Source organism: Brevibacterium spongiae (genome assembly GCF_026168515.1).
Classification (GTDB): domain Bacteria; phylum Actinomycetota; class Actinomycetes; order Actinomycetales; family Brevibacteriaceae; genus Brevibacterium; species Brevibacterium spongiae.
The window spans coordinates 1,911,153-1,936,670 of the sequence record NZ_CP093443.1; the positions used below are offsets into that span (position 1 = coordinate 1,911,153).

General features: G+C 65.3%; 26 protein-coding genes and 1 tRNA gene. 22 read left to right on the top strand and 5 right to left on the bottom strand.

What is annotated here, in order from left to right; all coding sequences use genetic code 11:
* Positions 1-14 precede the first annotated feature (14 nt).
* On the bottom strand, positions 15-1,355 hold the full coding sequence (locus L1F31_RS08600; protein WP_265420226.1) for an SPFH domain-containing protein: 1,341 nt from the start codon (positions 1,353-1,355) through the stop codon (positions 15-17).
* A gap of 141 nt (positions 1,356-1,496) precedes the next feature.
* On the opposite strand from L1F31_RS08600, the gene L1F31_RS08605 reads away from it, so the two are divergent.
* From L1F31_RS08605 to L1F31_RS08660, 12 genes are all read left to right on the top strand, one after another.
* A complete protein-coding gene (locus L1F31_RS08605; RefSeq protein ID WP_265420227.1) occupies positions 1,497-3,026 on the top strand; it encodes an alanine/glycine:cation symporter family protein in 1,530 nt (509 codons plus the stop codon).
* A gap of 111 nt (positions 3,027-3,137) precedes the next feature.
* Positions 3,138-3,455, top strand: a complete 318-nt coding sequence (locus tag L1F31_RS08610; RefSeq protein ID WP_265420228.1) for a chorismate mutase — start codon at positions 3,138-3,140, stop codon at positions 3,453-3,455.
* Between the two features lie 263 nt (positions 3,456-3,718).
* Entirely contained in the window at positions 3,719-4,027 is a 309-nt protein-coding gene (gene rplU, locus L1F31_RS08615) for a 50S ribosomal protein L21 (RefSeq protein WP_166971486.1), read from the top strand.
* A gap of 15 nt (positions 4,028-4,042) precedes the next feature.
* On the top strand, positions 4,043-4,294 hold the full coding sequence (rpmA, locus tag L1F31_RS08620; protein ID WP_265420229.1) for a 50S ribosomal protein L27: 252 nt from the start codon (positions 4,043-4,045) through the stop codon (positions 4,292-4,294).
* A gap of 101 nt (positions 4,295-4,395) precedes the next feature.
* The gene (obgE, locus tag L1F31_RS08625) at positions 4,396-5,964 is read left to right on the top strand and encodes a GTPase ObgE (RefSeq protein WP_265420230.1); all 1,569 of its coding nucleotides are present in this window, start codon (positions 4,396-4,398) and stop codon (positions 5,962-5,964) included.
* A complete protein-coding gene (proB, locus tag L1F31_RS08630; RefSeq protein ID WP_265420231.1) occupies positions 5,961-7,127 on the top strand; it encodes a glutamate 5-kinase in 1,167 nt (388 codons plus the stop codon). The genes obgE and proB overlap by 4 nt, the downstream gene beginning before the upstream one ends.
* Before the next feature lie 3 nt (positions 7,128-7,130).
* On the top strand, positions 7,131-8,420 hold the full coding sequence (locus L1F31_RS08635; protein ID WP_265420232.1) for a glutamate-5-semialdehyde dehydrogenase: 1,290 nt from the start codon (positions 7,131-7,133) through the stop codon (positions 8,418-8,420).
* A 173-nt stretch (positions 8,421-8,593) separates the two neighbouring features.
* Positions 8,594-8,755, top strand: a complete 162-nt coding sequence (locus L1F31_RS08640) for a hypothetical protein (protein WP_265420233.1) — start codon at positions 8,594-8,596, stop codon at positions 8,753-8,755.
* Position 8,756: 1 nt separating this feature from the next.
* Complete coding sequence (nadD, locus tag L1F31_RS08645) at positions 8,757-9,362, top strand: nicotinate-nucleotide adenylyltransferase (RefSeq protein ID WP_265420234.1); 606 nt, start codon at positions 8,757-8,759, stop codon at positions 9,360-9,362.
* Positions 9,355-10,944: a hypothetical protein gene (locus L1F31_RS08650; protein ID WP_265420235.1), complete on the top strand. Its 1,590-nt coding sequence runs from the start codon at positions 9,355-9,357 to the stop codon at positions 10,942-10,944. Before nadD ends, L1F31_RS08650 begins: the two co-directional genes overlap by 8 nt.
* Positions 10,945-10,981: 37 nt before the next feature.
* Complete coding sequence (rsfS, locus tag L1F31_RS08655) at positions 10,982-11,359, top strand: ribosome silencing factor (protein WP_265420236.1); 378 nt, start codon at positions 10,982-10,984, stop codon at positions 11,357-11,359.
* Positions 11,356-11,952, top strand: coding sequence for a histidine phosphatase family protein (locus L1F31_RS08660; RefSeq protein WP_265420237.1), 597 nt, complete (start codon positions 11,356-11,358; stop codon positions 11,950-11,952). The genes rsfS and L1F31_RS08660 overlap by 4 nt, the downstream gene beginning before the upstream one ends.
* A 71-nt stretch (positions 11,953-12,023) precedes the next feature.
* On the opposite strand, the gene L1F31_RS08665 is transcribed toward L1F31_RS08660, so the two are convergent.
* Positions 12,024-13,166, bottom strand: coding sequence for a glycosyltransferase family 4 protein (locus L1F31_RS08665; RefSeq protein ID WP_265420238.1), 1,143 nt, complete (start codon positions 13,164-13,166; stop codon positions 12,024-12,026).
* 122 nt (positions 13,167-13,288) lie between these two features.
* On the opposite strand from L1F31_RS08665, the gene L1F31_RS08670 reads away from it, so the two are divergent.
* Genes L1F31_RS08670 through L1F31_RS08695 form a run of 6 tightly spaced genes read left to right on the top strand, consistent with a single transcriptional unit; the run spans position 13,289 to position 19,172 of the window.
* On the top strand, positions 13,289-16,321 hold the full coding sequence (locus L1F31_RS08670) for a DUF4040 family protein (RefSeq protein ID WP_265420239.1): 3,033 nt from the start codon (positions 13,289-13,291) through the stop codon (positions 16,319-16,321).
* The gene (locus L1F31_RS08675) at positions 16,318-16,650 is read left to right on the top strand and encodes a sodium:proton antiporter (RefSeq protein ID WP_265420240.1); all 333 of its coding nucleotides are present in this window, start codon (positions 16,318-16,320) and stop codon (positions 16,648-16,650) included. Before L1F31_RS08670 ends, L1F31_RS08675 begins: the two co-directional genes overlap by 4 nt.
* On the top strand, positions 16,647-18,164 hold the full coding sequence (locus L1F31_RS08680; protein WP_265420241.1) for a monovalent cation/H+ antiporter subunit D family protein: 1,518 nt from the start codon (positions 16,647-16,649) through the stop codon (positions 18,162-18,164). The genes L1F31_RS08675 and L1F31_RS08680 overlap by 4 nt, the downstream gene beginning before the upstream one ends.
* Positions 18,161-18,532, top strand: a complete 372-nt coding sequence (locus tag L1F31_RS08685) for a Na+/H+ antiporter subunit E (RefSeq protein WP_265420242.1) — start codon at positions 18,161-18,163, stop codon at positions 18,530-18,532. Before L1F31_RS08680 ends, L1F31_RS08685 begins: the two co-directional genes overlap by 4 nt.
* Positions 18,529-18,789: a monovalent cation/H+ antiporter complex subunit F gene (locus L1F31_RS08690; RefSeq protein WP_265420243.1), complete on the top strand. Its 261-nt coding sequence runs from the start codon at positions 18,529-18,531 to the stop codon at positions 18,787-18,789. Before L1F31_RS08685 ends, L1F31_RS08690 begins: the two co-directional genes overlap by 4 nt.
* A complete protein-coding gene (locus L1F31_RS08695) occupies positions 18,789-19,172 on the top strand; it encodes a cation:proton antiporter (protein ID WP_265420244.1) in 384 nt (127 codons plus the stop codon). Before L1F31_RS08690 ends, L1F31_RS08695 begins: the two co-directional genes overlap by 1 nt.
* Before the next feature lie 92 nt (positions 19,173-19,264).
* On the opposite strand, the gene L1F31_RS08700 is transcribed toward L1F31_RS08695, so the two are convergent.
* Positions 19,265-19,987, bottom strand: a complete 723-nt coding sequence (locus L1F31_RS08700; protein ID WP_265420245.1) for an alpha-ketoglutarate-dependent dioxygenase AlkB — start codon at positions 19,985-19,987, stop codon at positions 19,265-19,267.
* A 56-nt stretch (positions 19,988-20,043) separates the two neighbouring features.
* Here L1F31_RS08700 and L1F31_RS08705 point away from each other — a divergent pair, with 56 nt between their 5' ends.
* Positions 20,044-20,700 (top strand): alpha/beta fold hydrolase, encoded by a 657-nt coding sequence (locus L1F31_RS08705; protein WP_265420246.1) that lies wholly within the window; start codon positions 20,044-20,046, stop codon positions 20,698-20,700.
* Between the two features lie 22 nt (positions 20,701-20,722).
* Here the strand turns inward: L1F31_RS08705 and L1F31_RS08710 are convergent, their stop codons facing one another.
* Positions 20,723-21,934, bottom strand: coding sequence for an NAD(P)/FAD-dependent oxidoreductase (locus L1F31_RS08710; protein WP_265420247.1), 1,212 nt, complete (start codon positions 21,932-21,934; stop codon positions 20,723-20,725).
* Positions 21,935-22,086: 152 nt separating this feature from the next.
* Here L1F31_RS08710 and L1F31_RS08715 point away from each other — a divergent pair.
* The 3 genes from L1F31_RS08715 (at position 22,087) to L1F31_RS08725 (ending at position 24,913) form a co-directional block, all read left to right on the top strand.
* A tRNA-Ala gene (locus L1F31_RS08715) sits at positions 22,087-22,159 on the top strand.
* A gap of 115 nt (positions 22,160-22,274) precedes the next feature.
* A complete protein-coding gene (locus L1F31_RS08720) occupies positions 22,275-23,627 on the top strand; it encodes a GH1 family beta-glucosidase (RefSeq protein ID WP_265420248.1) in 1,353 nt (450 codons plus the stop codon).
* Positions 23,624-24,913 (top strand): MFS transporter, encoded by a 1,290-nt coding sequence (locus L1F31_RS08725; protein WP_429860953.1) that lies wholly within the window; start codon positions 23,624-23,626, stop codon positions 24,911-24,913. The genes L1F31_RS08720 and L1F31_RS08725 overlap by 4 nt, the downstream gene beginning before the upstream one ends.
* Positions 24,914-24,925: 12 nt before the next feature.
* On the opposite strand, the gene L1F31_RS08730 is transcribed toward L1F31_RS08725, so the two are convergent.
* Complete coding sequence (locus L1F31_RS08730) at positions 24,926-25,477, bottom strand: YdeI/OmpD-associated family protein (protein ID WP_265420249.1); 552 nt, start codon at positions 25,475-25,477, stop codon at positions 24,926-24,928.
* Positions 25,478-25,518: the final 41 nt, after the last annotated feature.

Genomic DNA, 25,518 nt, shown 5'->3' on the forward strand with positions numbered 1-25,518 from the left:
GTGCTCGGCGCGCTTCAGCCGCCGGACTGCTGATTGCGTGAGGTGCTGATCGTCGGCTGGGCCGCCTGATCACCGCAGAGGACGATCATGAGGTTCGAGACGAGATCGCTGCGCTCTGCCTGTCCGAGCTTGACGATCTGTCTGCCCTCGATCTGCTCAATTGCCGTCTCGACCATTCCGACGGCCCCTTCGACGATGAGCTGGCGGGCAGCGACGACCGCAGTCGCCTGCTGTCGCTGCAGCATGGCCCGCGCGATTTCGGGGGCGTAGGCCAGCTGGGTGATACGGGATTCGATGACCGTCACGCCGGCGGCCATCACCCGGGCGGCCACCTCGTCGGAAAGCTTCGAGGTGATCTCATCGGCATTGTCGCGCAGCGACATCCGCCGCGGGTCTGAGGAGTCATAGGCGTACGAGTTCGCGATGTGCCTGACCGCGGTCTCCGCCTGGATCGCAACGAACTCCTCGAAGTCGTCGACTTCGAACATCGCCTGCGCAGTGTCCTTGACCTGCCAGACCACGACTGCACCGATCTCGATCGGGTTGCCGTCGAGATCATTGACCTTGAGCGTCGAGGTCTCATGATTGCGGATTCGAGTGGAGACCTGGTCCTTGGTGTAGAAAGGATTGACGAAACGCAGACCCGACTGACGGACCGTGCCCACGTACTTGCCGTAGAGCTGGAGGACGACGGCGTGGCCCGGTGCCACCGATGTGCATCCCTTGAAGAGGAACATCGAGGCGATGAAGCTGATGACGCCGAAGACGATGAGGATGACACCGACCGCTGCCTGCGCGAAGGTCATGACGAAGCCGATGACCGCGAGGATCAGCGCGAGCAGAAGCAGAGCGATGGCTCCGACGATGGCGAAATAGCCGGAGACACCTCCGGCGGGCTTCTCTCGCACCCGTTCGCCCTCGGGGGAGACGAGGCGAGCCGGAGCGGCTCCGCCGGGTCCGGAGGCAGGAGGCTGGGCTGACACGGGCCGCTGAGCAGAGGCGGGGCCCTGCTCCGACCGCCGACGCCGAGAGTCCGAACCCGGACGACGCGTCTCCGGCGGAATCGGGGAGGCGGGATTCGCTCCGACACCATGATGCTGGGGTGCACCGGTGTTGGCCTGCGCACCGGCGGGCGGGCCATAGGCCTGCCCCGAATCGGCCACGCCCGACGATCCCGCTTGAGAGCCCTGAGATCCATAGTGCCCATTGGGATTGGTCACTGGTTCGGACCCAGGATAAGCGGCCTGCTGCGAGTAGCCGGCCTGATAGTGCGGAGCAGGATCACCGCTGGGCACGGGCCCTCGATTGGGTGGCTGATTCTGTCGGGGACCTGGCTGCTGAGGGTTCTGAGTCATGCTCCCAGTCTAGGCCAAAGAGTGAGACGCGGGTCTCACAGCGAACGGGATCGGTCGATTTCATAACGGTTTGATAACCGAACCGGTCTCACAGGCTGGAACGCTTGAATGTGACGTACGTCTCAGGAATCTTGGCAAACCATGAACAACATTCATATCTCAGCAGCGCCGGTCTCTCCGGTCGACGACGCCATCAACTCCTGGTTCGATCCGATCGCGACATGGTTCGGCAACATCATCTTCTTTCCGATCACCATCGGAGACTTCTCATTTCCCTTCGTCGTCATCTGGCTGATCTTCGCGGCGGCCGTCTTCACCGTCTACTTCGGCTTCATCCAGGCCCGCGGTGCGAAGCTGTCGATCGAGATCATCCGCGGCAAGTTCTCCTCGAAGACCGACCCGGGCGAGGTCACCCACTTCCAGGCCCTGGCCTCCGCACTGTCGGGGACGGTCGGTCTGGGCAACATCGCCGGCGTCGGCGTGGCCATCGCCCTCGGCGGCCCCGGCGCGACCTTCTGGATGATCGTGGCCGGTCTGCTCGGCATGTGCACGAAGTTCGTCGAATGCACACTCGGAGTGAAATACCGTGAGATCGACGAGAACGGGGTCGTCCACGGCGGACCGTTCAAATACCTTCCCGTCGCCTTCCGCCGCTTCTCGAAGCCAGTGGCCGCCGTTCTGACAGGACTCTTCGCGGTCGCCATCCTCGTCTTCGGCGTCGTCGGCGGCGGAATGTTCCAGGCCAATCAGACCTTCGCCCAGGTGCGCACCGCAACAGGCGGAGACGACGGCTTCCTGGCAGGCCCCTTCGCCTCCCTCATCTTCGGACTCATCTTCGCAGCGCTCGTCGCCCTGGTGATCCTCGGCGGCATCCGCTCGATCGCGAAGGTCACCGACAAGCTCGTCCCCGGGATGGCCATCTTCTACGTCGTCTCCTGCCTCCTCGTGCTCGCCCTCAACTTCGACAACATCCCGAATGCGATCGGCGAGATCTTCGCCGGAGCCTTCAACCCGCAGGGCGTGGCCGGCGGCATCGTCGGCGTCATGATCATCGGCTTCCAGCGTTCGGCCTTCTCCAACGAGGCCGGCATCGGTTCGGCAGCCATCGCCCACTCGGCGGTGAAGACCCGTCGACCGATCTCCGAAGGATTCGTCGCACTGCTCGAGCCCTTCATCGATACGGTGATCATCTGCACCATGACCGCGCTGACGATCATCGTTGCCAACCAGGCCTCCTACCGCAACGACCTCGGTGAGGGTGAGATCGGCGGCGTCGCTCTCGCCTCCGACGCCTTCTCCACCGTCGCCCCGTGGTACCCGATCCTGCTGGCCATCGCCGTCGCTCTCTTCGCCTTCTCCACACTCATCACATGGGCCTACTACGGAGAGCGGGCATGGAGCTACCTGTTCGGTCGCTCGAAGGCCACGATCATGGTCTTCCGGACACTCGTCTGCATCTTCGTCGTCGTCGGCTGCATCGCCAGCTTCTCCAAGGTCGTCGAATTCGCCGATGCGGCTCTGTTCATGTGTGCCTTCATCAACATCCTCGGCCTCTACCTGCTCATGCCGGTCGTGAAGAAGGAGATGAAGAAGTACCTCGCCGACCGCAAGGCGGGTACGCTCAACGACCCGGACACCGCTGACGCCGTCCCGGTCGAACAGTCCGCCTGAGACCTGACCCTCCGCATCAGGGGAGGAGGACGCCCTGATATCGGCCGACTGTGCGCCGCGCCCGTACGGACGCGGCGCACAGTCGTGTCCGGCCGTCGATAGACTGAGGGCGTGGAGCAGAACAGAGACGACAAGACACATGCACTCGAACGGCTGGCGGAGCTGCGAGGAAGCATCGACAATATCGACGCCTCCCTCGTCCATCTCCTGGCCGAGCGATTCAAACTCACCGAGCGCGTCGGTGAGCTCAAAGCCGATCACGGGCTTCCCCCGGCAGACGAATCCCGTGAAGCCAGGCAGGTCGCCCGGCTGCGGGAGCTCGCCGAGGACTCACATCTGGACCCGGAGTTCGCAGAGAAGTTCCTCGCGTTCATCGTCGCCGAGGTGATCCGACGACACGAACGCATCGCGGAGTCCCGCGAGAGCTGAGCCGAAAATTCGCAGATCCTCGCCGCTGATCGGACGCAGTTCGTCGTCGATGATCGAGAGATCGCTCACAGTCGATGATTCGGTCGCGCGTCGGTGCCGAACGGGTTTGCCGATGCTGTGTGGTCTCGACTAGAATTGATCGTCGGTGCGCGTGACGCGCCACGGCTGGTGATTCCTCTCAATGGGAAGCCTGCGAAGACCTTTCGCGGCAGCCAAGGGACAACCGCCGTTCGTTTGTGTATTAGCAGAAAGAGGGTTCGACCATGGTCTATGCCATCGTCCGCGCCGGAGGCCACCAGGAAAAGGTGAGCGTCGGCGACATCATCACAGTCAACCGAATGAAGGCGAAGGCTGGAGACAGCGTCGAACTCGATGCCGTGCTTCTTGTCGACGGCGAGACGGTCACGACCGACGCCGACGCTCTGTCGAAGGTCTCCGTCACCGCTGAGGTCGCAGGAGAGCTCCGCGGACCCAAGATTGTGATCCAGAAGTACAAGAACAAGACGGGATACAAGAAGCGTCAGGGCCACCGCCAGGACCTCACCCGCCTGAAGATCACGAACATCAAGTAAGAGGAGACTTCTCACATGGCAAGCAAAAAGGGAGTCAGCTCGACCCGCAACGGTCGCGACTCGAACCCACAGTACCTCGGCGTCAAGCGCTTCGGCGGCCAGACCGTCAAGGCCGGCGAGATCATCGTCCGCCAGCGCGGAACCAAATTCCACCCCGGCTCCAATGTCGGCCGCGGTGGCGACGATACCCTCTTCGCACTGACTGCAGGAGCCGTGGAATTCGGCAAGCGCAACGGTCGCAAGATCGTCAACATCGTCGGGGCCTGATCCTCACCGGATCCGTTCCAACGTCAATATGAATTCTCCCCACTGAGGGGACCATGAAGGGTGAGTCGAAGGACTCACCCTTCATCTGATATAAGGACACTATGGCCACCGAGTTCGTAGACCGCGTCACCGTTCATCTCGCCGCCGGCGATGGAGGGAACGGGTGCGCCTCGATCAGGCGTGAGAAGTTCAAACCGCTCGGCGGCCCCGATGGAGCCGACGGCGGGAACGGCGGCAACATCATCTTCCGAGTGGATCGCCAGACCACCACTCTGCTGCCGCTGCACCATCGTCCGCATCTGCGTGCTGAGGGCGGAGGAATCGGCAAGGGCGATCTTCGTCATGGAGCCGACGGCAAAGACCTCATCATCGAGGTGCCCGAAGGCACGGTCGTCAAGGACTCCGGCGGCAGCGTCATCGTCGACCTCGTCGAGGACGGCACCGAATTCACCGCAGCCGCCGGAGGGCGCGGAGGACTCGGCAACGCCGCCCTGGCCTCGACGAAGCGCAAAGCCCCGGGCTTCGCTCTCCTCGGGGAACCGGGAGAGACGCTGAGTCTGGTCCTCGAACTCAAGACCATCGCCGACATCGCCTTCGTCGGGTACCCGTCCGCCGGCAAGTCGAGTCTCATCGCCGCACTGTCCGCGGCGAAGCCGAAGATCGCCGACTACCCGTTCACCACCCTCGTGCCCAACCTCGGAGTGGTCCAGGCAGGCGACACCCGCTACACCGTCGCCGATGTGCCCGGACTCATCCCCGGCGCCTCCGAAGGCAAGGGGCTGGGGCTGGAATTCCTCCGTCACGTCGAACGCTGCGCGGGTCTCGTGCACGTCATCGATATGGCCACGTGGGAGCCCGATCGTGATCCGGTCTCCGACCTCACGATCATCGAGTCCGAACTCGCCGCCTATGCTGTCGACCTCGACGACGGCAGCGGACTGCTCCCGCTGTCCGAACGCCCCAAACTCGTGGCGCTGAACAAGGTCGACATTCCCGACGGAAGCGATCTCGCCGACATTGTGCGTCCCGATCTCGAAGCCGCCGGCTACCGAGTCTTCGAGATCTCCGCGGTCAGCCACGCCGGACTTCGCGAGCTCTCCTTCGCCATGGCCGAACTCGTGGTGGCAGAACGTGAACGCCGAGCCGAAGTCGAAGCCACACCGCAGCGTGTGGTGATCCGTCCGAAGGCCGTGGACGATCGCGGATTCGAGATCCGTGCCGAACGCGACGCGGAGGGACCCCTGTTCCGGGTCCTCGGCGACAAGCCCCGTCGCTGGGTGCAGCAGACGGACTTCGGCAATGATGAGGCCGTCGGCTATCTCGCCGATCGTCTCGATCATCTCGGCGTCGAGGAGGCGCTGTTCAAGGCCGGGGCGAAACCCGGCGACACCATCGTCGTCGGCGGAGACGACGGAGTCGTCTTCGACTGGGATCCGACCACCGTCGGCGGTGCCGAGCTGCTCGGTTCGCGCGGTTCGGACCTCCGTCTGGAAGACGACACGCGGTCCACTCGCAAGGAGCGCAAGGCCGCCTATCACGAACGGATGGACGCGAAGGCCGCAGTCCGCGCCGAATTCGAGCAGGAGCGCCTCGCCGAGCGTGCCCAGCGTGAGAGTGGTGCACGAAACGAGGCGACGCCGGCTCCCGAGTCGGGAGACAGCGAGAAGTGAGCGCCACGCCGCAGGCCAGCGGTGTTGCATCCGCAGCCCGTGAGGATATCGCCACCGCTCGGCGTATCGTCGTCAAGGTCGGTTCGTCGTCCCTGACGACCATCGACGGCGGTCTCGACGAAGCCAAGCTCATTGCGCTCACCGATGTCATCGGAGCCCATCGGGCCGCCGGGCACGAGGTGATCCTCGTGTCCTCGGGCGCGATCGCCGCCGGGCTCGATCCGATGGGGTTGAACAGACGGCCCCGGGACCTCGCTACCCAGCAGGCAGCAGCCGGTGTCGGACAGGGACTGCTCATGGCCGCGTACGCCCGTGCGCTGGGTCGCTACGACCTCGTTCCCGGACAGGTGCTGCTGTCCGCCGACGACCTCATCCGCCGGACTCAGTACAAGAACGCCCAACGCGCCATCGACAAACTCCTCGCCCTGGGCACCCTGCCCATCGTCAACGAGAACGATGCCGTGGCGACAGAGGAGATCCGCTTCGGCGACAACGACCGGCTCGCGGCTCTCGTCGCGCACCTGTCCCACGCGGATGCCCTCGTCCTCCTCTCCGACGTCGATGCTCTCTACTCGGGTCCTCCGGACCTGCCCTGCTCTCATCTCATCGGCCGGGTGCACGGACCCGGCGATCTTGCAGACATCGCCATCGGCGGGGTCGGATCCGCCGGGACCGGCACCGGCGGGATGGCCACTAAGGTCGATGCCGCGATCATGGTCGCCGACTCCGGCATTCCCGCGGTCCTGACATCGGCACCGCGGGTCGCCTCGGTGCTGGCGGGGGAGGAGGTCGGCACATACTTCGCAGTCACCCATCGCCGGCGCGGCACCCGGCTGCTGTGGCTGCGCCATCTGGCGCGGACCTTCGGCTCGGTGACCATCGATCGGGGAGCTGAGCGAGCTGTGCTCTCCCGGGGCACGTCGCTGCTCGCGGCCGGCGTCACCTCCAGCGAAGGAGACTTCGAAGCCGGTGACCCCGTCGAGATCCGCAACGTCGACGGCGAGGTCATCGCCCGGGGGATGACGAACTTCTCATCCGCGGAGCTGCCGCTGATGTTCGGGTCCACAACCGAGGAACTTGGCACCCGTCTGGGAAATGATTACCGTAAAGAGGTCATCCATCGTAACGATCTCGTTCTCACACAGGTGAGCGGGGGGAGATAGCACATGAGCGCTGCAGCCGAGATCCACCCCAAGACCGTGCGCGGCGTGACCCGGATCGCGCGCAACGCCAAAGCTGCCTCGAGTTTCCTGGCCACGACGTCGACGACCGGCAAGGACGCCGCCCTGCAGGCCATCGCCGAGGCGCTGCGGACGCACACTGACCGCATCGTCAAAGCCAACGACGCCGACATCGCCGCCGGCACCGAGAGCGGGATGAGCGATTCGCTGCTGGACCGTCTGCGCCTCGACGCCGATCGCATCGCCGCGATCGCCGACTCTGTCGAAGCCGTCATCGATCTGCCCGATCCCGTCGGCGACGTCGTCCTCGGTCGGACCCTGCCCAACAGCATCAGACTCACCCAGACGCGAGTGCCGATGGGAGTCATCGGCGCCATCTACGAAGCCCGTCCGAACGTCACCGTCGACATCGCCGTGCTCGCACTGAAGTCCGGCAACGCCACGGTGCTGCGTGGAGGCTCGGCGGCACAGAATACGAACACGGAGCTGATCTCCATCCTCCGCAGCGCCATCGAGTCGACGGGACTGCCTGCTGACACGGTCAACGGCATCGACCAGTACGGCCGGGAGGGAGCGAACGTGCTCATGCACGCCCGTGACTTCGTTGATCTCCTCATTCCCCGAGGCGGCGCCGAACTCATCAACATGGTCGTGCAGGAATCGATCGTGCCCGTCATCGAGACCGGGGTGGGCAATGTCCATATGTTCATCGATTCCACGGCCACGGTGAAGACTGCCGTGGACCTTGTGGTCAACTCGAAGACACAGCGTCCCAGCGTCTGCAACTCCCTCGAAACGCTGCTCGTCCACGAGAAGGCCGCCAAACGCGTGCTGCCGAAGATCCTCGAACGCCTCGACCAGGCCGGCGTCATCGTCCACGCCGACTCGGACGTCTCGGCTCTGGCGCCCTCCTCGATGAAGGTGCGTCGAGTCTCACGCCGGGACTGGGCCAAGGAATACCTCGGACTGGAGATCGCGATCAAACTCGTCTCCGGCATCGAAGAGGCGATCGATCACATCCGGGCCTACAGCTCCGGTCACACCGAAGTCATCGTGACGAAGGACCTCGACAACGCCGACACCTTCGTCGCCGCCATCGACGCCGCAGCAGTGGGAGTCAACGTCTCGACTCGATTCACCGATGGGGGAGAATTCGGCTTCGGGGCGGAGGTCGGAATCTCGACGCAGAAGCTGCATGCTCGCGGCCCGATGGGACTCGAACAGCTGACGACCACCAAGTGGGTGATGATGGGCAACGGTCAGATCCGGTCCTGATTCCCAACCGGCCCGAAACTCTCACAGACGGGGCACACCCGCCCCGCCTCGGCGGATTCGGATCCGGTCGAAGTCATGTCGATGCCGTATTCCCGGGTCGTTCATGAGAAACTGAGAAGGAAGCGAAACCGACGCTCACCATCAGCGTCGGAGAAGACAGAAGGAGTTATCACGTGAACGCAGCCATTATGGTCGCCGCGGCCGAAGGTGGGGAGCAGGCAGCCCACGTCGAGCTGCCGATGGATCCGATCTGGTACGGACTCATCACCCTGGCGATCTTCCTCACGATTGGCGTTGTGACTCGGTCGTGGAAGGGCATCTCGTACCGCCACTGATATGGCAGATCACAGACGCAGAGTCGGTGTCATGGGCGGCACCTTCGACCCCGTCCACCACGGCCACCTCGTCGCGGCAAGTGAGGTCCAAGCGACCTTCGACCTCGACGAGGTGGTTTTCGTCCCCACCGGACGGCCGTATCAGAAGGACGTCGAAGAAGTCACCAGCGCCGAACACCGGTACCTGATGACCGTGATCGCCACCGCATCGAATCCACGCTTCACCGTCTCCCGAGCCGACGTCGATCGGCCGGGACCGACCTACACCATCGATACGCTGCGCGACCTGGCCAGAAGCTACGGGCCGGACACAGAGTTGTTCTTCATCACCGGCGCGGACGCTTTGGCTCAGATTCTGACGTGGAAGAATGTGGATGAGCTGTTTTCCTTGGCACACTTCGTCGGGGTCAGTCGACCAGGGCACGAACTCCGTGGTGAGGGACTGCCGGTGGATCGGCTGAGTCTCGTGCAGATTCCGGCGCTGGCGATATCGTCCACGGATTGCAGACAACGGGTGATGGATGGCGCACCCGTCTGGTACCTCGTGCCGGACGGTGTCGTGCAGTACATTGCGAAATACGAGTTGTACAGGAGTGAGAATGGCTGAGGAGCAGTTCACGTCACGTCGAGCCCGGCGCGAAGCCGAACGGCAGGCGGCGGAACGGGCGTTCGAAGCGCGAGAGGTTCCTGACCAGCCGCAACAGGCCCCGAACTCCCGCGCCGACCTCCTCAGTCCGCCGCCGGCGAAGAAGCCCGACTCGGCACCGGCGTCCCGTCAGGGAGCCGCAGCTGCGGAGCCAGTCGGGACAGATGACGGAGAGTCAGCGACTTCCCGCATCGACCCCGATCCATCACCGCGGACCAGTCACGAACGCGGTGCCCTGGCCTCGGACCATCCGCAGGAGTCCCGGCCACCCGTGCATGCCGAAGACCGGCTCGACCCGCAGCGGACACCGCTGCCGCATTTCGAGTCACGGGCTGAGAAGAAGCGCTACCTGCGCGAACACGGACTCTCGCTCAACGGTGATCTGTCCACCGGCGCGCTGCCGGTCGTGGCCGACGACCAGGAGCTGGCCGAACGCCGGGCCGCCTCCGAAGGTCGCCTGACCGGTCCGGTGCCCGAAGTTTCCGAGCCCGACGAGGATCGTCCCACCGAGGACGGCTCCGCTGAGCCAGCCTCATCGAAATCTCCGTCTGCTTCGTCAGACAGTCCCGCGTCTGCGCCGTCGGACAATGCCGCGTCTGCACCGTCAGACAATGCGGCGTCCGCACAGTCCGAGTCTGTCGTCGAACACGAGTCCTACGATTCAGCCGGCTTCGGCGGAGCCACCGAGGAAGTTGCCGCCCGTGACTTCGAAGCCCCCGTCACACGCGACTCCGCACCACGTCCCACCACACGTGAGAACGAACCGTTCGACGCCCTCTCGATGCCCTTCTCGGCACTCGATGAGGACGCCGCCGAGGATGCGTCGAGCTCGACTGCCCCGTCGAAGGGCGAGTCGAACTCCAAGCGTGAAACCGCCGCGAAGCGCGAACCCGCCGCGACGAGCGAACCTGCCCCGAACGCCGACCCCGCTTCGAGGCGCGAAGCCGCCGCGAAGGCCGAACCCGGCACCGGAACTCAGAGCACTGCCGGTGCAGCGGATTCTGCGAAGAGCGCACCCGGAGCAGCGAACGAGACAGCGGCGAAGGAGACCGAACTCGACGAGGCGGAGCCGGCCGGCCGTGCCCGCCGGATGCCGATCGTGCAGCCGCCTTCGACCTCCGGCGTCCGTGTCGTCACCGCGGCCTCGGCCCAGATCCCCACCACCGACGAACCCGTCAGTCAGGCCCCGACCGCACCGTCGAACGGCACCGAAACCGCACCTGCGGACGGTGCCGGGCGTTCCGAGGCGAATGCCCCGTCCCACGAGCCCGGATCCGATGATGCGGCACGCGCACTGGCCGCGAACCCGGAGACGCGCCCGATGGACGCCGTGCCCGAAGCCTGGGCGCTGCCGAACACCGACTACGAAGACGAAGAGACCGAGAACCCACCGGGAACACGGATCCGCGCCAGTTCCGTGACGGGAGCGGACGGGCAGATCCTCATGGGCGAAGAGCCCTCGAAGATGCCCTATATCGTCCTCGGAATCGCGGCCTTCTTCGCCATCGCACTCATCGTCGTCGCTTTCATCCTGTTCCAGTGACACCACCTGCATTCCTGCATCCATGCGAAAGGATCTTGTGAGCGAGATCGCCGAATCCACCCAACTGCTTCGAACCGCCGCTAAGGCCGCGGACGAGAAGCTCGGTACCGACATCATCGGCCTCGATGTGAGCTCCACGCTCTACATCACCGACGCCTTCCTCATCGTCTCCGCGGACAACGAACGACAGATCGGTGCGATCATCGACTCCGTCGAAGAAGCCATCCAACGCGAGCACGGCCGCACACCGCTGCGCCGCGAAGGTCGCGGAGGCGACTGGGTCCTGCTCGACTTCGGTGAGATCGTCGTCCATGTCTTCTCCGCCGAACAGCGCGAATACTATGCGCTCGAGAGGCTGTGGAAAGACGTGCCGGTCATCGACCTGCAGCTTCCCGCACCAGACGCAGACGAATGACCAAGACCGTCCTGTTCTGGCGCCACGGCCAAACCGATTTCAATGTCGCAGGACGATTTCAAGGCCAGTCGGATGTGCCGCTGAACGATGCCGGACGCGCCCAGGCCGAACAGGCCGCCCGTCGGCTCGCCGATTTCGCCCCGCAGCTCATCGTCTCCTCCGACCTGTCGCGGGCCGCGGAGACCGCGGACAGTCTCGCAGCGCTTGTCGGCCTGACACCGGTGCGTGACGAGCGGCTGCGCGAAGCCGCCTTCGGCGAATGGGAAGGATCGACCCGCGCCGAGGTGGCCGAAACCTGGCCGTCGGAACTCGCCGAATGGGCCTCCGGAGCCGATGTGGCTCCTCCGGGCGGAGAATCCCGTTCCGAATCGGGAAGCCGCGTCGCCGCCGCCGTGACGGACATCGTCGAGTCATCGGATGCACAGACGATCGCGTTCGTCGCCCATGGTGCAGTGCTGCGCGGCGCCGCCGAGATCCTGCTGGAGATGAACGCTAGCGGACGCCTCGGCGTGCTCGGCAACTGCGGACACGGAGAGCTCATCCGCTCAGACCGCGCCTGGGTGCTGCGCAGCTGGGGAGAGACTGTCCGCTGAAGCCGCACCGGAGTTCCATGTCGCACCGGAACTCCAGTTGAGCACCGGAACTCCAGTTCAACGCCGGAGCTTCATACCGAACCGGAACCCCGTTCTGCAGCGACAGTCCGGATGAGCTCGACCAGAGCCTGCGCTGAGTCCTCCCAGGCGAAGGTCTGCGACTGAACCAGACCGGCCTGAGACTTCTGCTCCCACGTCCCAGGCTCGGTGAGCTCTGAGATCGCCGCTGCAATCGCCCGCGGGTCCTCCTGGTCGAAATACACGGCCGCATCGCCGGCGATCTCCTTGAAGATCGGGATATCGGAGACCGCGACGGGAACCCCCTGTGCCATGGCTTCGATGACGGGCAGACCGAAACCCTCCTCCCGCGATGCCGTGACGAGCGCCGTCGCCTCATCGAGAAGTTCGGCATAGCGCTCTTCACTGACTCCACGGTGGAAGACGACCCGGGCCCGGTCGGGGATGAGCGCGCGCAGCTGCGCCTCACGGGGCCCGTCGATCCGGCTGGCCACGTGGAGGGTCCACCCCGGCAAGTACTCGAGTGCAAGGATGAGAGCTTCGACGTTCTTGTACGGAAGGAACGCCCCCATATAGATGAGAGTGCGCGCAGCGCTGCGGTTCACGGTCCGCGCCCCGGCGGCGGCCACCTCGGCGGCGTTCGACACCACGGCCACAGGTTTCGTGGTGAGACGATGGGCAGCGATGAGATCCTTCGTCGTCTGCGACACGGCTGCGACGGCATCGGCCCGATTGAGCAGGAGGCGCTGCGGGACGAAGCTGAGGTGGTAGGCCCGCCACAGCAGTCGGATCGGCAGCGGCAGATCCTTCGGCGGCTGCGGATGGGAATAGTAGATGAGATCGTGGATGGTGAGGATGAGCCCGTAGTTCCGGCCGAAGGACCCCATCGTCTGCATCGTGGAGAACACGACATCGGCGCCGAGTCCGTTGAGCTTGCCGGCGATGGCGACCTCGGCGGGGGAGGTGGGATCGTTGAGTCGGACCCAACGGCAGTCGGGCAGCAGAGCCAGTTGGGCTTCGTCGCTGATGATGGCGGTGACGTCGATGTCGGTGCCCTCGACGGCCTCGAGCAGGGCCGCGAGCAGGCACGCACCATAGCGGGAGATGCCGTCGTGGTGGGTCGTGCGGGTGAAGCGCGCGTCGAAGAACACGGACAGCCGTGACTCAGGCTGAAGGCTCATTGTGCTTTTGCTCATGGAACTCCGAGTTGATAGTCTGAATCTTCGAAAGTCTTTGGCAATCAGTCTGCGCACATCGCGATGAAGGATCAGTGAGTGAGAGAACCGTCACCTGCGTCTGCGGCCGCTGAGGCCCGGTCATGATCCTAACGCTTATCGCACTGGCCGCGCTCGTCGTCATCACTCCGGCGATCACCCGCTTCGCAGGCAGGGCCAGCGGTTGGCCATTGGCTCTCGCCTATCTGGCTGTTGCCGCACTGTTCACACCCACCGCCGCCGAGGTGATGGCCGGGACCACCCCGGAAGTGAGCTATCCGTGGATTCCTCGCTTCGGCGTCGACCTCGCCCTGCGCGCCGACGGCATCGGAGTCGTCTTCACCTACATCGCGCTGATCATCGGTGCCGTCGTCTTCGCCTACTCGACGAAGTACCTCCCACCCGGGCGCAATACGAGCTTCTACTGGCTCATGGTGATCTTCACCTTCTCCATGGTCGCGCTCGTGCTCAGCAACGACGTCCTCGTGCTGTTCGTCTGCTGGGAGCTGACCTCACTGGCGTCGTTCTTCCTCATCGCGCGGTCCGGCTCGCCCGGCCAGGCTCCGGCGCTGCGGACCATGTTCTTCACCTTCATCGGCGGACTCAGCCTGCTCGTGGCCACCGGTGTGATCATCGCGGTGACTGGGACGACGAACCTCAGCGAGGCGATCACGTCCCCGGTGTGGGCGGGCCAGCCCGAGGTGACGACCGCGGTCGCTCTCCTCGTCGGTATCGCCGCGATGACGAAATCGGCGCAGTTCCCGTTCCACCCGTGGCTGCCCGACGCCATGGCCGCAGCGACCCCGGTCTCGGCCTATCTGCACGCGGCCGCGGTCGTCAAGGCCGGAATCTTCCTCATGCTGCGGTTCTCCCCGACCTTCCAGGCCACCCCGGCGTGGAACGTCCTGCTCATCGCCTCGGGGCTGCTCACCGCCTGTCTGGGCGGCTGGTTCGCACTCAACCAGCACGACGTGAAGAAGCTCATGGCCTATTCGACGGTCTCGCAGCTCGGCCTCATCACCGCCGTCATCGGGGTCGGCACCGAAGCCGCGGTTGCGGCGGCGACCCTGCACGTCATCGCCCATGCGCTGTTCAAGTCCGGCCTGTTCATGATGGTCGGCGTCGTCGATCACATGGCAGGCACCCGCGACCTCGCGCGGATCCCGAAGCTCATGGGCCGTGCCCCGGTCGCGTTCGTCGTCCTCATCGTCGGCTGCGCCTCGATGGCCGGAATCCCGCCGCTTTTGGGCTTCGTATCCAAGGAATCCCTCTTCACCGCCCTCGGCGAGGCACCTGGCGGCCCGTGGGCCGGCTGGGTGGCTCTGTTCGTCGCGGTCGGGGCCTCCGTTCTCACCTTCGCCTACTGCGCCAAGACCGTCTGGGGATGCTTCATCGACGGCCGTGACCCCGAACCGCGGCAGGTGCACAAGGGGTCCGCAGTGATGCTCACCGCAGCGGCCGTGCCGATCCTCGCGTCGATCCCGCTGAGCTTCGTCCTCTTCCTCTTCGACAACCCGCTCGACCAAGTGGTCCGGGCGGCGATGCCCGAAGCCACCGGCGAAGTGCACTTGGCGCTGTGGCACGGCCTCACCATCGAACTGCTCGCCTCCGGGCTCATCATCGCCATCGGCGCAGTCATCATCCTCCGCCGCTCCCGCGTGTTCGTCTTCTTCCACCGGGCCACGCTGCCATTCGACGGTGCAGACGTCATCGACGGACTGAATGCCGGCCTGCGCCGCTTCGGCCACGGCCTCAGCGTCTTCGTCCGCCCGATGAATTCCGGACCGTATCTCGCGATGTCTCTGGGCGGGCTGAGCCTGCTGGCGTTCTGCGCGATCCCCGTCGTCTTCCCCGAACTGCCGCCGCTCCAGCAGGGACTGAGCCGACCGGTCGACCTCATTCTGCTGGTTCTCATCACCGTCGCAGTCCTCGTTCTGTGCACCTCGCATTCGCGACTGACGACAGTGGTCGCACTCTCCGCTATCGGGATCCTCGCCACCGTCCAGATCCTCGCTCTCGGCGCCCCCGACGTCACGCTCACCCAGCTGCTCGTCGAAGCGATGACGATCATCGTCATCATGCTCGTGCTGCAGAAGCTGCCGCGCTCGTTCTGGCGCTATCCGAAGCGCAAGCAGTTCCCGCGTGTCCTCCTGGCGGTCATCGTCGGTGCGGCGATGGCGGGTCTCACCCTCGTCCTCAACGGACGGCGGGAACGCTCCGCCCTGGGGCAGTACTATCTCGAGAACGCTCCCGACATCAGCGGCGGAGACAACATCGTCAACACCATCCTCGTCGAGTTCCGTGCCCTCGACACCCTGGGGGAGCTCACGGTGCTCGGGATGGCCGGCATCGCGATCGTCGCGGTGATGTCGACGGTCAAGGACAAGTTCATCGACCCGCCGGCCGAGAACATCCCCGAACCTCCGCGGCCGCCCTGGGTGTCGATCCGACCGAAGGGCACCACGGCCTATCGTGCGGTGCACGAAGCCTGGCCGAACGTCATCCCTCTGCAGCTGACGATCAAGGTCCTCGGTCCGCTGCTGGCCGTGACCTCGCTGGTGGTGTTCTGGCGCGGGCACAATTCGCCCGGCGGAGGATTCATCGCCGCGCTCATCGGTGCGGCCGTCATCGGCCTCGCTTATCTGTCCACGCCGAAGGACCGGGCGATCGGCCCGCCGCGCGCGCCGCTGTACCTCATCGGCTCCGGTGTCGCGGTCGCCGTGGTCACCGGCATCATCGGTCTGCTGTTCGCCGGGTCGTTCCTCAAACCCATGCACACCGAATTCGCCGGACAGCACTGGACGACGTCGATGCTCTTCGACCTCGGCGTCTACCTCGCGGTGCTCGGGCTCATGCTGCTCTCGTTCAACCTCCTCGGCGTGTCCGATTCGGCTGCGACACCGGCCGGTGACGATGTGCTCACCAACGGCATCATCCGCCGCGATGTCGAACGCACCAGGGAACGCGCCGATGAGCTGCTCTACGGTGAGCTCCGCGGCCCGATGGACGCCATCCGCGGGGAACGCCCGGACCGCAGCCGCCGCGGCGTCATCGAAGAGGAGGAGAAGAAGGTGCGCGCCACCTCGACGCACATCCTCCACGGGGACCCACCTGCCGACGGAGAGGAGGACGCATGATTCTGGCACTGACGATCGGCGTGCTCACCGCCGGCGGCGTCTACCTCATGATGCAGCGTTCGATGGTCAGGGGCGTCTTCGGACTCACCCTCATCTCGCATGCCGCGAACTTCATTCTGCTCTCGGCCGGAGTCGGTGCCTGGAGAGGCGAGCCGCTCGCCGGACGCAGCGGACTCTCCGAAGCCGCCGACCCGCTGCCGCAGGCCTTCGTGCTCACAGCCATCGTCATCACCTTGGCCGTGACGATCTTCATGCTCGCGCTGGCAGTGCTCGGCCATGACGACGACCAGAAACGCAACCCCGAGACAGGAGAGGAGCGCGACTCATGAACTCGGCCCTGCTTCTCCTCCTCATCGGACTGCCTCTGCTCGCCTCGGCGCTGAGCGTCCTCATCACCTCACGCACCGTCGACCGGCTCCTGCTCCTGGCGGCTCCGCTCTTCGTCGGCGTCAGCGGCGGGTGGCTGCTCGTCTTCCACCAGTCGACCCCGGTGCTCGCACATTCGGTGGGTGACTATGTGCCGGGTCTGGCGATCGTCTTCGTCTCCGACACCTTCACCGCGATCATGCTCGTGCTCACGTCCTTGGTCGCCTTCATCAGCTGCCTGTTCCTCATCACCACGGGCGAGGACCAGTACCGGTTCGTTCCGGCGCTCATCCTCATGATGCTCACCGGAGTGTACGGTGCTCTGCTGACCGGGGACCTGTTCAACTTCTTCGTCTTCGTCGAAGTGATGATGCTGCCGGCCTACGCGCTCATCGCCGTGACCGGCACCTGGCGCAGGCTGGGCATCGGCCGCCTCTACGTCATGGTCAACCTGCTCACCTCGACGATGCTGCTCATCGGCGTCGGCTTCGTCTACGGTGCGACCGGCACAGTCAACCTGGCGGTCCTCGCCGACCAGGGACGGCCGACCGGACAGGCGGGAATCGCTCTCGGCGTGGTGCTGCTGTCGCTGTTCATCAAGGCCGGCGGCGCACCCTTCCACGGGTGGCTGGTCCGCAGCTATCCGAACACCTCGGCGGGCATGATGTCCCTGTTCTCCGGTCTGCATTCGAAGGTCGGGCTCTACGCCGTCTACCGCATCTACACCACCGTCTACGGCGAACCCGCACCCTGGGTGAACGTGCTCCTCATCGTCGCGGTCGTGAGCATCCTGATCGGTGCGCTCTCCGGGTTCGGCCAGGACCGCGTACGCAACGTCCTCGGATTCCAGATGGTCGCCGGCGTCGGGCACATCCTCGTCGGCGTCACCCTGCTGACATCCGCTGCGCTCGGAGCCGGCGCCTTCTACCTGATCCATCACATGATCACGATGTCCGGGCTGCTGCTCATCATGGGTGCTGTCGAACAGACGTATGGCACAGGGTCCTTCCGGAAGCTCTCAGGGCTGGCATCGCGCGAGAGATGGGCCGCGGCGCTGATGATCCTCGGCCTCTTCTCGCTCGTCGGACTGCCGCCGACTTCGGGGCTGTGGGGCAAGGTCGGACTCATCACCGCGGCCACTGACTTCGGAGCGGGAACCGGTTGGATCATCGTCGCGGCCATCGTCGCCGGTGCGCTCATCAGCCTGCTCGCTCTGCAGCGGACCTGGCGCAACACATTCTGGGGGCCGCCGATGCAGACCTACCGCCCGGACTCGGCAGAGACCGGTCGAGCACCGGCAGAGCCCATCCTGCGCAGCGTGCGCATTCCCGCCCGTCTGCTCGTGCCCGCAACGGTCATGATCGGCGTCTCCGTCGCCCTCTTCGTCTTCCCGGAGCCGCTGCTGGAGATCACGCACCGGGCGGCGACCGGACTGCTCGACCACAGTGACTACATTCAGGCGGTGATGACACCATGATGCGACTCGTCCACGGCGTGTCCTACGTCTGCTATATCGTCTGGGCCATCATCACCGGTTCGGCCACGATCGTCGCCCGTCTCTTCCGCACCGACTACGCCCAGCCGATGATCGTCGAACTGCCGATGCGCTGTGCCACCGACCTCGAAGTCTCTCTCTTCGCCTCATCGATCACGATCACGCCGGGCACCCTGGTCACCGCGATCGCGGCCGGAACCTCGACGACCCCGCCGGTGATCTTCGTCCACGCCCTGTTCGAGGATTCCGAAGCGGACGCCTTGGACGGCCTCATCGACATGGAGTCCCGACTGCTCGCCATGACCCGCGGCAGGGCACCGCGCTCCGAGCCGGAAGGAGAACTGCCATGATCGTCATCGCCGGCATCTGTGCCGTCATCCTGGCCGCGGCCATCATCATCGGACTGATTCGGGTGCTCACCGCCCGCGATCAGGGTTCGCGCGCCGTGGTCTCCGACCTCATCTACTTCTCCGCCATCGCGATCGTCACGATGCTCGGCATCACGGTGTCGTCGTCGATCGTCCTCGACGTCGTGTTCCTGGCCTCGATGGTCGGCATCCTCGCCACGATCGCCCTGTCGCGCATCCTCACGAGGGGGCACCGCTGATGAACGAGACCCTCGCCACCGTCCTCGTCGGCATCTTCGGCATCACGGGTTCGCTGCTGCTGCTCGCCTCCGCGCTGGCGATGTTCCGCGTCCGTGACGCGCTGTCCCGGATCAATGTGTTCTCACCCGCCACGGGACTGGGCATGCCGCTCATCGTGGCCGCAGCCTACGTCTTCGATCTGCACTCGGCAGGCTTCTCGTGGTCGTCGCTGCTCATGGCCGTCGTCGCCGTTCTGTGTCTGATCATCGTGTCGTCGGTGGCCAGCAATACGCTCGCCCGGTCGACGGTGCTCTCAGGCCAGCCGGTCTTCCGCAAGACCTCACCGAACCGTCTGGCGTCCCCGCCCGAGGGCGTCACCGACGTCGAATCCGACGAGGTGTGAGCTCAGGGAACCGTGGCCGCTGGAAGGTCCGAGCTCAGTCGCGCAGCTGCCAGGGCCTGCCCTTCAGGGCTGGGGCTGCCGAGCACCTCGGTTCAGTCGCGACCTGTGGTGCGCATGGTGATATTGATCCTGCCCCCGCCGAGGTGGTCCAGCCGTCCGTGCTCAGGCGCGGTTGCCGGTTGAATGGCCTTCACCCCGTGAAAGGCGAACCGGGCGGGTCCGCCGAAGACGAAAGCGTCCCCTGAGGCCAATCGCAGGTCCTCAAACGGCCGGTTGCGGTTGACCGTGTTGCCGAACCTGAACAGGCACGTATCGCCCAGCGACAGGGAGACGACAGGTGCGGGATCGAATTCGTCCTTGTCCTGGTGCATGCCCATCTTCGCGTGTGCATCGTAGTAGTTCACGAGCGCCACATCCGGTTGGTAGGCGCCGGGATCGAACCCCCACAGGGCGGCGGCCTGCGGACCGTACTCTGCGTCGGCTGCGACCACCTCCGTTGCCGCCTGCAGCACCTGTCGGCCGAGTCTGGTCATCCAGTCGGGGAACGGCAGCACAGCTCGGCCGTTGACGTCAGCGGCCAGACGGTCGTAGACGCCCGGTCTCCAGTGCCACCCCAGTCCGATCGTCTTCACACTCATCGGGTGCCCGGCGATCGTCGTGGCATGCGGGGGAACGGGTCCGGACTGCCATTCGGCGTACCGGGCGATGATCCACGACTGTGCCTCGGGTGTGAGGAACCCCGGCACCCAGACCGCACCGGGAGCGACGATCTCTGGGCGGCGGTCGAAGGCCTCATCGGCGAAGAGCGAATCCATGTCTACCAGGATGCCAGAGGGCCGATTAGGATGGTCAACGGAGCAGAGGAGACGCGATGACCGGTGGCATGCTCGAACTGATATTCCTCCACGGAGCGGGGGAGACCGCCTCGGCGTGGGACGAAGTCATCGCCTCACTTCCCGAGGACTGGACCTGCCGCGCACCGGAGCTTGCACAGCTCGGTGGCACGGAATCGGGAGGATTCGACCTCGAAGCGGCCGCGCAGTCAGTGCTCGGAATCGCCGATCCCGATGCGACGACCGTGCTGTGCGGCTTGTCCCTGGGTGCGATGACGGCGACCGCCGCAGCAGCCGCGGCTCGGCCCGCAGAGATCGATGTCCTGGTCGCCTCCGGGGCTCAGGTGCGCCCGCCGAAGTGGATGATGCGGGTGCAATGGCACATCTCAGCGCGGCTTCCCGACTCAGCGTTCACCGGGTACGGGTCGACGAAGGCTGAGACCTTGGCCATGTACGAAGCGGTGGAAGCCGCGGATCTGCGGGACAGCCTCGGCGACATCACCGTGCCGACAGCGGTGTGGTGCGGAAGCCGAGATATCGCGAACAAGCCCGCGTCCAGGCAGCTGGCGGCGGGCATCGACGGAGCCGAACTGCGCATCGTGTCCGGTATGGGCCATGATTGGCATCGCAGCCATCCTCACGCGTTCGCGGCCCACCTGCGCGAGTTCATCCCCGCCGCACTGCGGCGGGGATGAACTCGGAGCGGGCAGGCACGGTTCAGAGTTCGCCGACAGACACCTGCTCATCGGCCAGCCGGGCGGCCGGAACCTCCTTGCCGATGAGGGCGCGCAACTCGTCACCGTAGTCCCAGACATTGACATTCATCGCCGCCGTGACTCGACCGTCGCGGTGCCAGAACACGATGAACTCATCGGATGCCTTGTCGCCTCGGATGACGACGTCATCATCGGGACCGCCCCGTCCGACATACTCCATGCCGAGATCGAACTGGTCGGTGTAGAAATACGGCTGCCAATCATAGACCGCGGATCCGCCGGTGATCGTCGAGGCCGCGACAGCCGCCTGTCGCACGGCGTTGTCCCAGTGTTCGACGCGCAGTCGCTCGTCGCGGAGGACATTCTGCGCATTCGCGATGTCTCCGATGGCCAGGATGCTGCCATCGGACGAGCGCATGTGCTCATCGACGACCACCCCGTCATCGACGGTCAGTCCCGCCGAGGCGGCCGGACCGGTCGTCGGATCCGCGCCGATGCCGACGACGACGAGATCGGCTGGGACGCTGCCTGCGCTCGTCTCGACGGCTTCGACGGCATCAGAGCCGGTGAAAGCGGTGGTGTCCGCCTGCTTGAGGAAGTTCACTCCGTTCTTCCGGTGAAGCTCTTCGAAGTACTCGCCGAGCTGCGTGCCGAGAACCGACGACAGCGGGGGAGCATCGGTATGGAGGATGACAGTGACATCACAGCCGTGGGTCTTCGCCGCAGCCGCGACCTCGAGGCCGATCCAGCCGCCGCCGATGACGGCGACCTTCTTGCCCTCGCCGAACTGGGAGCGGATCGCCACGGCGTCACCGGCGTCGCGGAGGGTGTGGATATTGCCCAACTGAGCGCCGGGCACATCGAGGGTGCGCGGCGTCGATCCGGTGGCGAGGATCGCCTGCCCGTACGTCAGCTGCTGATCATCGCCGAGGGTCACCGTCTGTGACGCCGGATCGATCGCAGTCACGGCTGTGCCGAAGAATGTGCTGACGTCGTGTGCTGAGTACCAGTCTTCACCACGCAGTGCGGAATCGGCGGGGTCCGATCCCTCGAGCATGACCTTCTTCGACAGGTCGGGCCGGTAGTACGGAGCGGCCGGATCTGCACCGACGAGTGCGATCGACCCGGCATAGCCTGCGTCCCGCAGCTCTTCGACGACGGTGCCGCCGCCGATGCCTGCGCCGATGACGACTGTTCCGAATTCCTCTGCCATAACACGTCCTTTCATTGAGGGGACCTGGTCCCGACTGTACCCGCCGAACCGAACAGTCACCAGGGATCGGTGCCCTGGTGAGGGGGTTGCTCCTCTGCACCGTGCCCGTTTTGGTCTGCGATGGGCAGGAGGCGTAAACTTGAGAACCGCAAGGGGCTTTAGCTCAGTTGGTAGAGCGTTTCGTTCGCAATGAAAAGGTCAGGGGTTCGATTCCCCTAAGCTCCACGATCAAGGCTCGGATTCGGTGAGAATCCGGGCCTTTTCCGTTTCTGTGCGTGGGTCTGCACGCGCTTCCGTGGAAGCCGTTGCGGCCCGTGACTATCCGTGACATATTCGACGCATGGACGGCAGAGACCAGCTGGATGCGCGCAGTTTGGCCGGCCTGCGCTTCTCCGCGGCGACCGCCGCCTTCCAGATCGAGGGCGCGCGCAGCCTCGACGGCCGTGGTCGCAGCATCTGGGACGACTTCGTCGACACTCCGGGCGCCGTCGTCGATGGCAGCAGCGCAGAGCCGGGTCCCGACAGCTACCACCGATTCGCCGAGGACGTCGCGCTGCTCTCGGGACTCGGCGTCGACCGCTACCGCTTCTCGATCTCCTGGACCCGAGTCATCCCCGACGCAGGCAACGACGAGTCAGCCAACGAGGTCGGTCTCGACTACTACGACCGTCTCGTCGACGCCCTCCTGGATGCCGGAATCACACCGGAACCGACCCTGTACCACTGGGACCTGCCCGTGGCTCTCGAAGCCTCCGGAGGGTGGCTGACGAGAGACACCGCGCACCGTTTCACCGAGTTCGCCGCCACCGTGTCAGACCGCCTCGGCGATCGGGTCCGCCACTGGTTCACGATCAACGAACCCGCCTCGACCTCCCTGCAGGGGTACGCGCTCGGCGAATTGGCACCGGGTCGCAGCCTGCTCTTCGACGCACTGCCGACCGTCCACCACCAGCTGCTCGCTCACGGCCTGACCGCACCGGTCCTGCGCGACAACGGTGCCGTGCAGGCCGCACCGACCATCAACCACAGCCTCATCCTGCCTGCGTCGGAGTCCGAGGACGACCAGATCGCGGCATCGACGCTCGACGCGATCATGAACCGGCTCTTCGCCGACCCGCTGCTCACCGGCACCTATCCCGACCTCAGTCGTTTCGGGGTCGAAATGCCGGTCGTCGACGGGGACATGGAGCTCATCAGCGCACCGAACGAAATCTACGGACTCAACTACTACAATCCGATCACCGTGGGTGCCTCGACAGGTCCGCTGCCCTTCGAGATGATCCCGACACCCGGCGCCGCGACCACGGGATTCGGACCTCTGTGGCCGATCCGTCCGGACACGCTGCGGGACTTCCTGACAGATATGGATAGGCGCTACGGTTCCCTCCTGCCTCCCATCGTCATCGCCGAGAACGGAGCGTCCTTCCCCGAACCGGACAGCGTCGCGGGTGAGATCGAGGACACCGCGCGCATCGACTACCTCGCCTCCCATCTCGCGGCCGTCGCGGAGGCCGGAGAAGCCGGAGTGCGCATCGACGGATACACCGTGTGGTCCCTGCTCGACAACTTCGAATGGGCCGAGGGCTGGACGCAGCGCTTCGGACTCGTCCACGTCGATATGGCGTCGGGGACACGAACCCCGAAAGCCTCCTACCGCTGGTATCGCGACCTCATCGCCGCGGCGCGACGATGAACGGCGCGATCGATCCCCGTCACCGAGGCGGTTCACCGGTCCGTGCACATGTCTCACCTGTGTGGATGGTGTGGTTCACCCTCGCTTGGCTGGCGATCTGGACCGTGCAGCTCACCCCGATCCAGCTGCTTCTGCCCTTGCAGCTCGATACCCAATCCGGGCATTGGATCGATGGAGTCGTGTGGTCAGGTCTGGTGCTCTCCGCCGGCGGGCTCGCCGGGATCATCGCGGCACCGTTGGCGGGACGCTTCTCCGACCGCACGCGCTCCCGCTTCGGCAGGCGGCGTCCCTGGGCGATCTCCGGCTCAGTGGCTGCAGCCATCGGGCTTCTGCTGACCGGGACCGCCGACGGCCCCCTGTGGGTCGGTGCCGCGTGGATCGTCACCTCGGTGGGAGTGTCCATGGCCTCGGCGGCGCTGACGGCGCTCATCGCCGACCAGCTCGAGGATCAGAGAGGCACCGCGTCGGCTGCGTCCAGCTCTGCGCAGGCGGTCGGCATCGTCGTCGGTGTCGGAGTCATCGTGTTGTTGGACCTGAGCACCGGAGCCTCCTATGTGGTGCTGGCCGGGTTCATCCTCGTCGTCGGGACCGCGACCGCGATCCTGCTGCCCGACCCGCCGCTGCCGCACGAGGCGGTGCTCGCGCTGCACGCCCGCAGGGAGCTGAACCGGGCCAGCATCTCCTCACTGCTCGATCAGAGTTTCACCAGGCTGCTCATCAGCCGGTTCACCGTCAACGTCGGCAACGCCTTCGGCACGTCACTGCTGCTGTTCTTCCTGCTCTACGGCATCATGGTTCCCGCTGCGGAGGCCGAGGACAGACTGCTCGTGCTCATCGTCATCTACACGATCTTCGTCGTCATCGCCTCGATCATCGTCGGAACTGTCTCGGACCGACGCGGCAACCGGAGACTGTGGACGGTCGTCTCGGCACTCGTCCAGGCGTGCTCGGGAGTGATCATCCTCATCAGCCCGAACTTCACCGCCACCGCCGTGGCCGCAGGCGTCATGGGAGCAGGGTACGGAGCCTATATGGCCGTGAGTCTCGCTCTGGCCACCGATCTGCTGCTCGACCCGGACGATCATGCCCGGGATCTCAGCCTCGTCAACAGCTCGGCGAACCTCGGTCAGCTGGTCGGTCCGCTACTTGGAGCCGGCCTGGTCGCCTTGGTCGGCGAATTCTGGCTGCTCTTCGCCGCGGCGACCGTGGTCTCGGTGATCGGCGCAGTCCTGACTCTGACGGTGCGTCCCGAACGTGCGGCCCTTCGTGCCACGCCGCACGAGTAGGGTGCCGCCTGATCAGGACAGACCGAGCAGCTTGCCGTTCTTCGACAGCTCCGGGTCCGTGCACGATGACAGGTCGAAGCAGCAGGGGCGACGTTTCCCGGATTCGAGCTTCGAGATCGCGACGTCGACGCGCCTGGCGCGAGTGTCCGCGTTCTTCGTCGACCTGATCCAGCGCACCCATTCCCACCGGGCCATCGGTGTCAGCCCCTGCCACACCTCGTCAAGGTCACCGGCCGCGTCGAGGGCCGAACGGAGATCGTCGGGAACCGTGACTTCCGGCCAGTCCTTCGTCGGGTCGAGACCGACCTCGACGTTTTTCTCCTCGGACTCGCCGAGCGCTGTCCAGAGTTCGTCGTCGAGGTTGATCCAGTGTCCGCGCCTGCCGTCGGGTTCGACGACGGTGGAGAATGCGGTGCCGTCGAGGGTGCCGGTGACTGCGACCTGACCGCGCGAGGGCAGCTCATCGCTGGCTTCCTGGGGCAGACGGATGATCGGACGGTCGTTGAGAAGCTCGGTCACGGCGGTGAAAGTGATCGCCGCCGTCGAGGCCGATGCGGTGGTCATAGCGACTCCTGGGCAGGGCGTTCGCACTCGGAGGTGCAGAC

Excerpts from the sequence above, each read along its gene's own strand:
- L1F31_RS08665 (WP_265420238.1), bottom strand. The coding sequence starts at position 13,166 with ATGAGCAAAAGCACAATGAGCCTTCAGCCTGAGTCACGGCTGTCCGTG.
- L1F31_RS08710 (WP_265420247.1), bottom strand. The coding sequence starts at position 21,934 with ATGGCAGAGGAATTCGGAACAGTCGTCATCGGCGCAGGCATCGGCGGC.
- L1F31_RS08695 (WP_265420244.1), top strand. The coding sequence starts at position 18,789 with ATGAACGAGACCCTCGCCACCGTCCTCGTCGGCATCTTCGGCATCACG.
- L1F31_RS08675 (WP_265420240.1), top strand. The coding sequence starts at position 16,318 with ATGATTCTGGCACTGACGATCGGCGTGCTCACCGCCGGCGGCGTCTAC.
- L1F31_RS08685 (WP_265420242.1), top strand. The coding sequence starts at position 18,161 with ATGATGCGACTCGTCCACGGCGTGTCCTACGTCTGCTATATCGTCTGG.
- L1F31_RS08635 (WP_265420232.1), top strand. The coding sequence starts at position 7,131 with ATGAGCGCTGCAGCCGAGATCCACCCCAAGACCGTGCGCGGCGTGACC.
- L1F31_RS08705 (WP_265420246.1), top strand. The coding sequence starts at position 20,044 with ATGACCGGTGGCATGCTCGAACTGATATTCCTCCACGGAGCGGGGGAG.
- L1F31_RS08700 (WP_265420245.1), bottom strand. The coding sequence starts at position 19,987 with ATGGATTCGCTCTTCGCCGATGAGGCCTTCGACCGCCGCCCAGAGATC.
- L1F31_RS08690 (WP_265420243.1), top strand. The coding sequence starts at position 18,529 with ATGATCGTCATCGCCGGCATCTGTGCCGTCATCCTGGCCGCGGCCATC.
- L1F31_RS08670 (WP_265420239.1), top strand. The coding sequence starts at position 13,289 with ATGATCCTAACGCTTATCGCACTGGCCGCGCTCGTCGTCATCACTCCG.
- L1F31_RS08605 (WP_265420227.1), top strand. The coding sequence starts at position 1,497 with ATGAACAACATTCATATCTCAGCAGCGCCGGTCTCTCCGGTCGACGAC.
- L1F31_RS08725 (WP_429860953.1), top strand. The coding sequence starts at position 23,624 with ATGAACGGCGCGATCGATCCCCGTCACCGAGGCGGTTCACCGGTCCGT.
- nadD (WP_265420234.1), top strand. The coding sequence starts at position 8,757 with ATGGCAGATCACAGACGCAGAGTCGGTGTCATGGGCGGCACCTTCGAC.
- L1F31_RS08600 (WP_265420226.1), bottom strand. The coding sequence starts at position 1,355 with ATGACTCAGAACCCTCAGCAGCCAGGTCCCCGACAGAATCAGCCACCC.
- rplU (WP_166971486.1), top strand. The coding sequence starts at position 3,719 with ATGGTCTATGCCATCGTCCGCGCCGGAGGCCACCAGGAAAAGGTGAGC.
- L1F31_RS08650 (WP_265420235.1), top strand. The coding sequence starts at position 9,355 with ATGGCTGAGGAGCAGTTCACGTCACGTCGAGCCCGGCGCGAAGCCGAA.
- L1F31_RS08660 (WP_265420237.1), top strand. The coding sequence starts at position 11,356 with ATGACCAAGACCGTCCTGTTCTGGCGCCACGGCCAAACCGATTTCAAT.
- L1F31_RS08730 (WP_265420249.1), bottom strand. The coding sequence starts at position 25,477 with ATGACCACCGCATCGGCCTCGACGGCGGCGATCACTTTCACCGCCGTG.
- L1F31_RS08720 (WP_265420248.1), top strand. The coding sequence starts at position 22,275 with ATGGACGGCAGAGACCAGCTGGATGCGCGCAGTTTGGCCGGCCTGCGC.
- rpmA (WP_265420229.1), top strand. The coding sequence starts at position 4,043 with ATGGCAAGCAAAAAGGGAGTCAGCTCGACCCGCAACGGTCGCGACTCG.
- obgE (WP_265420230.1), top strand. The coding sequence starts at position 4,396 with ATGGCCACCGAGTTCGTAGACCGCGTCACCGTTCATCTCGCCGCCGGC.
- L1F31_RS08680 (WP_265420241.1), top strand. The coding sequence starts at position 16,647 with ATGAACTCGGCCCTGCTTCTCCTCCTCATCGGACTGCCTCTGCTCGCC.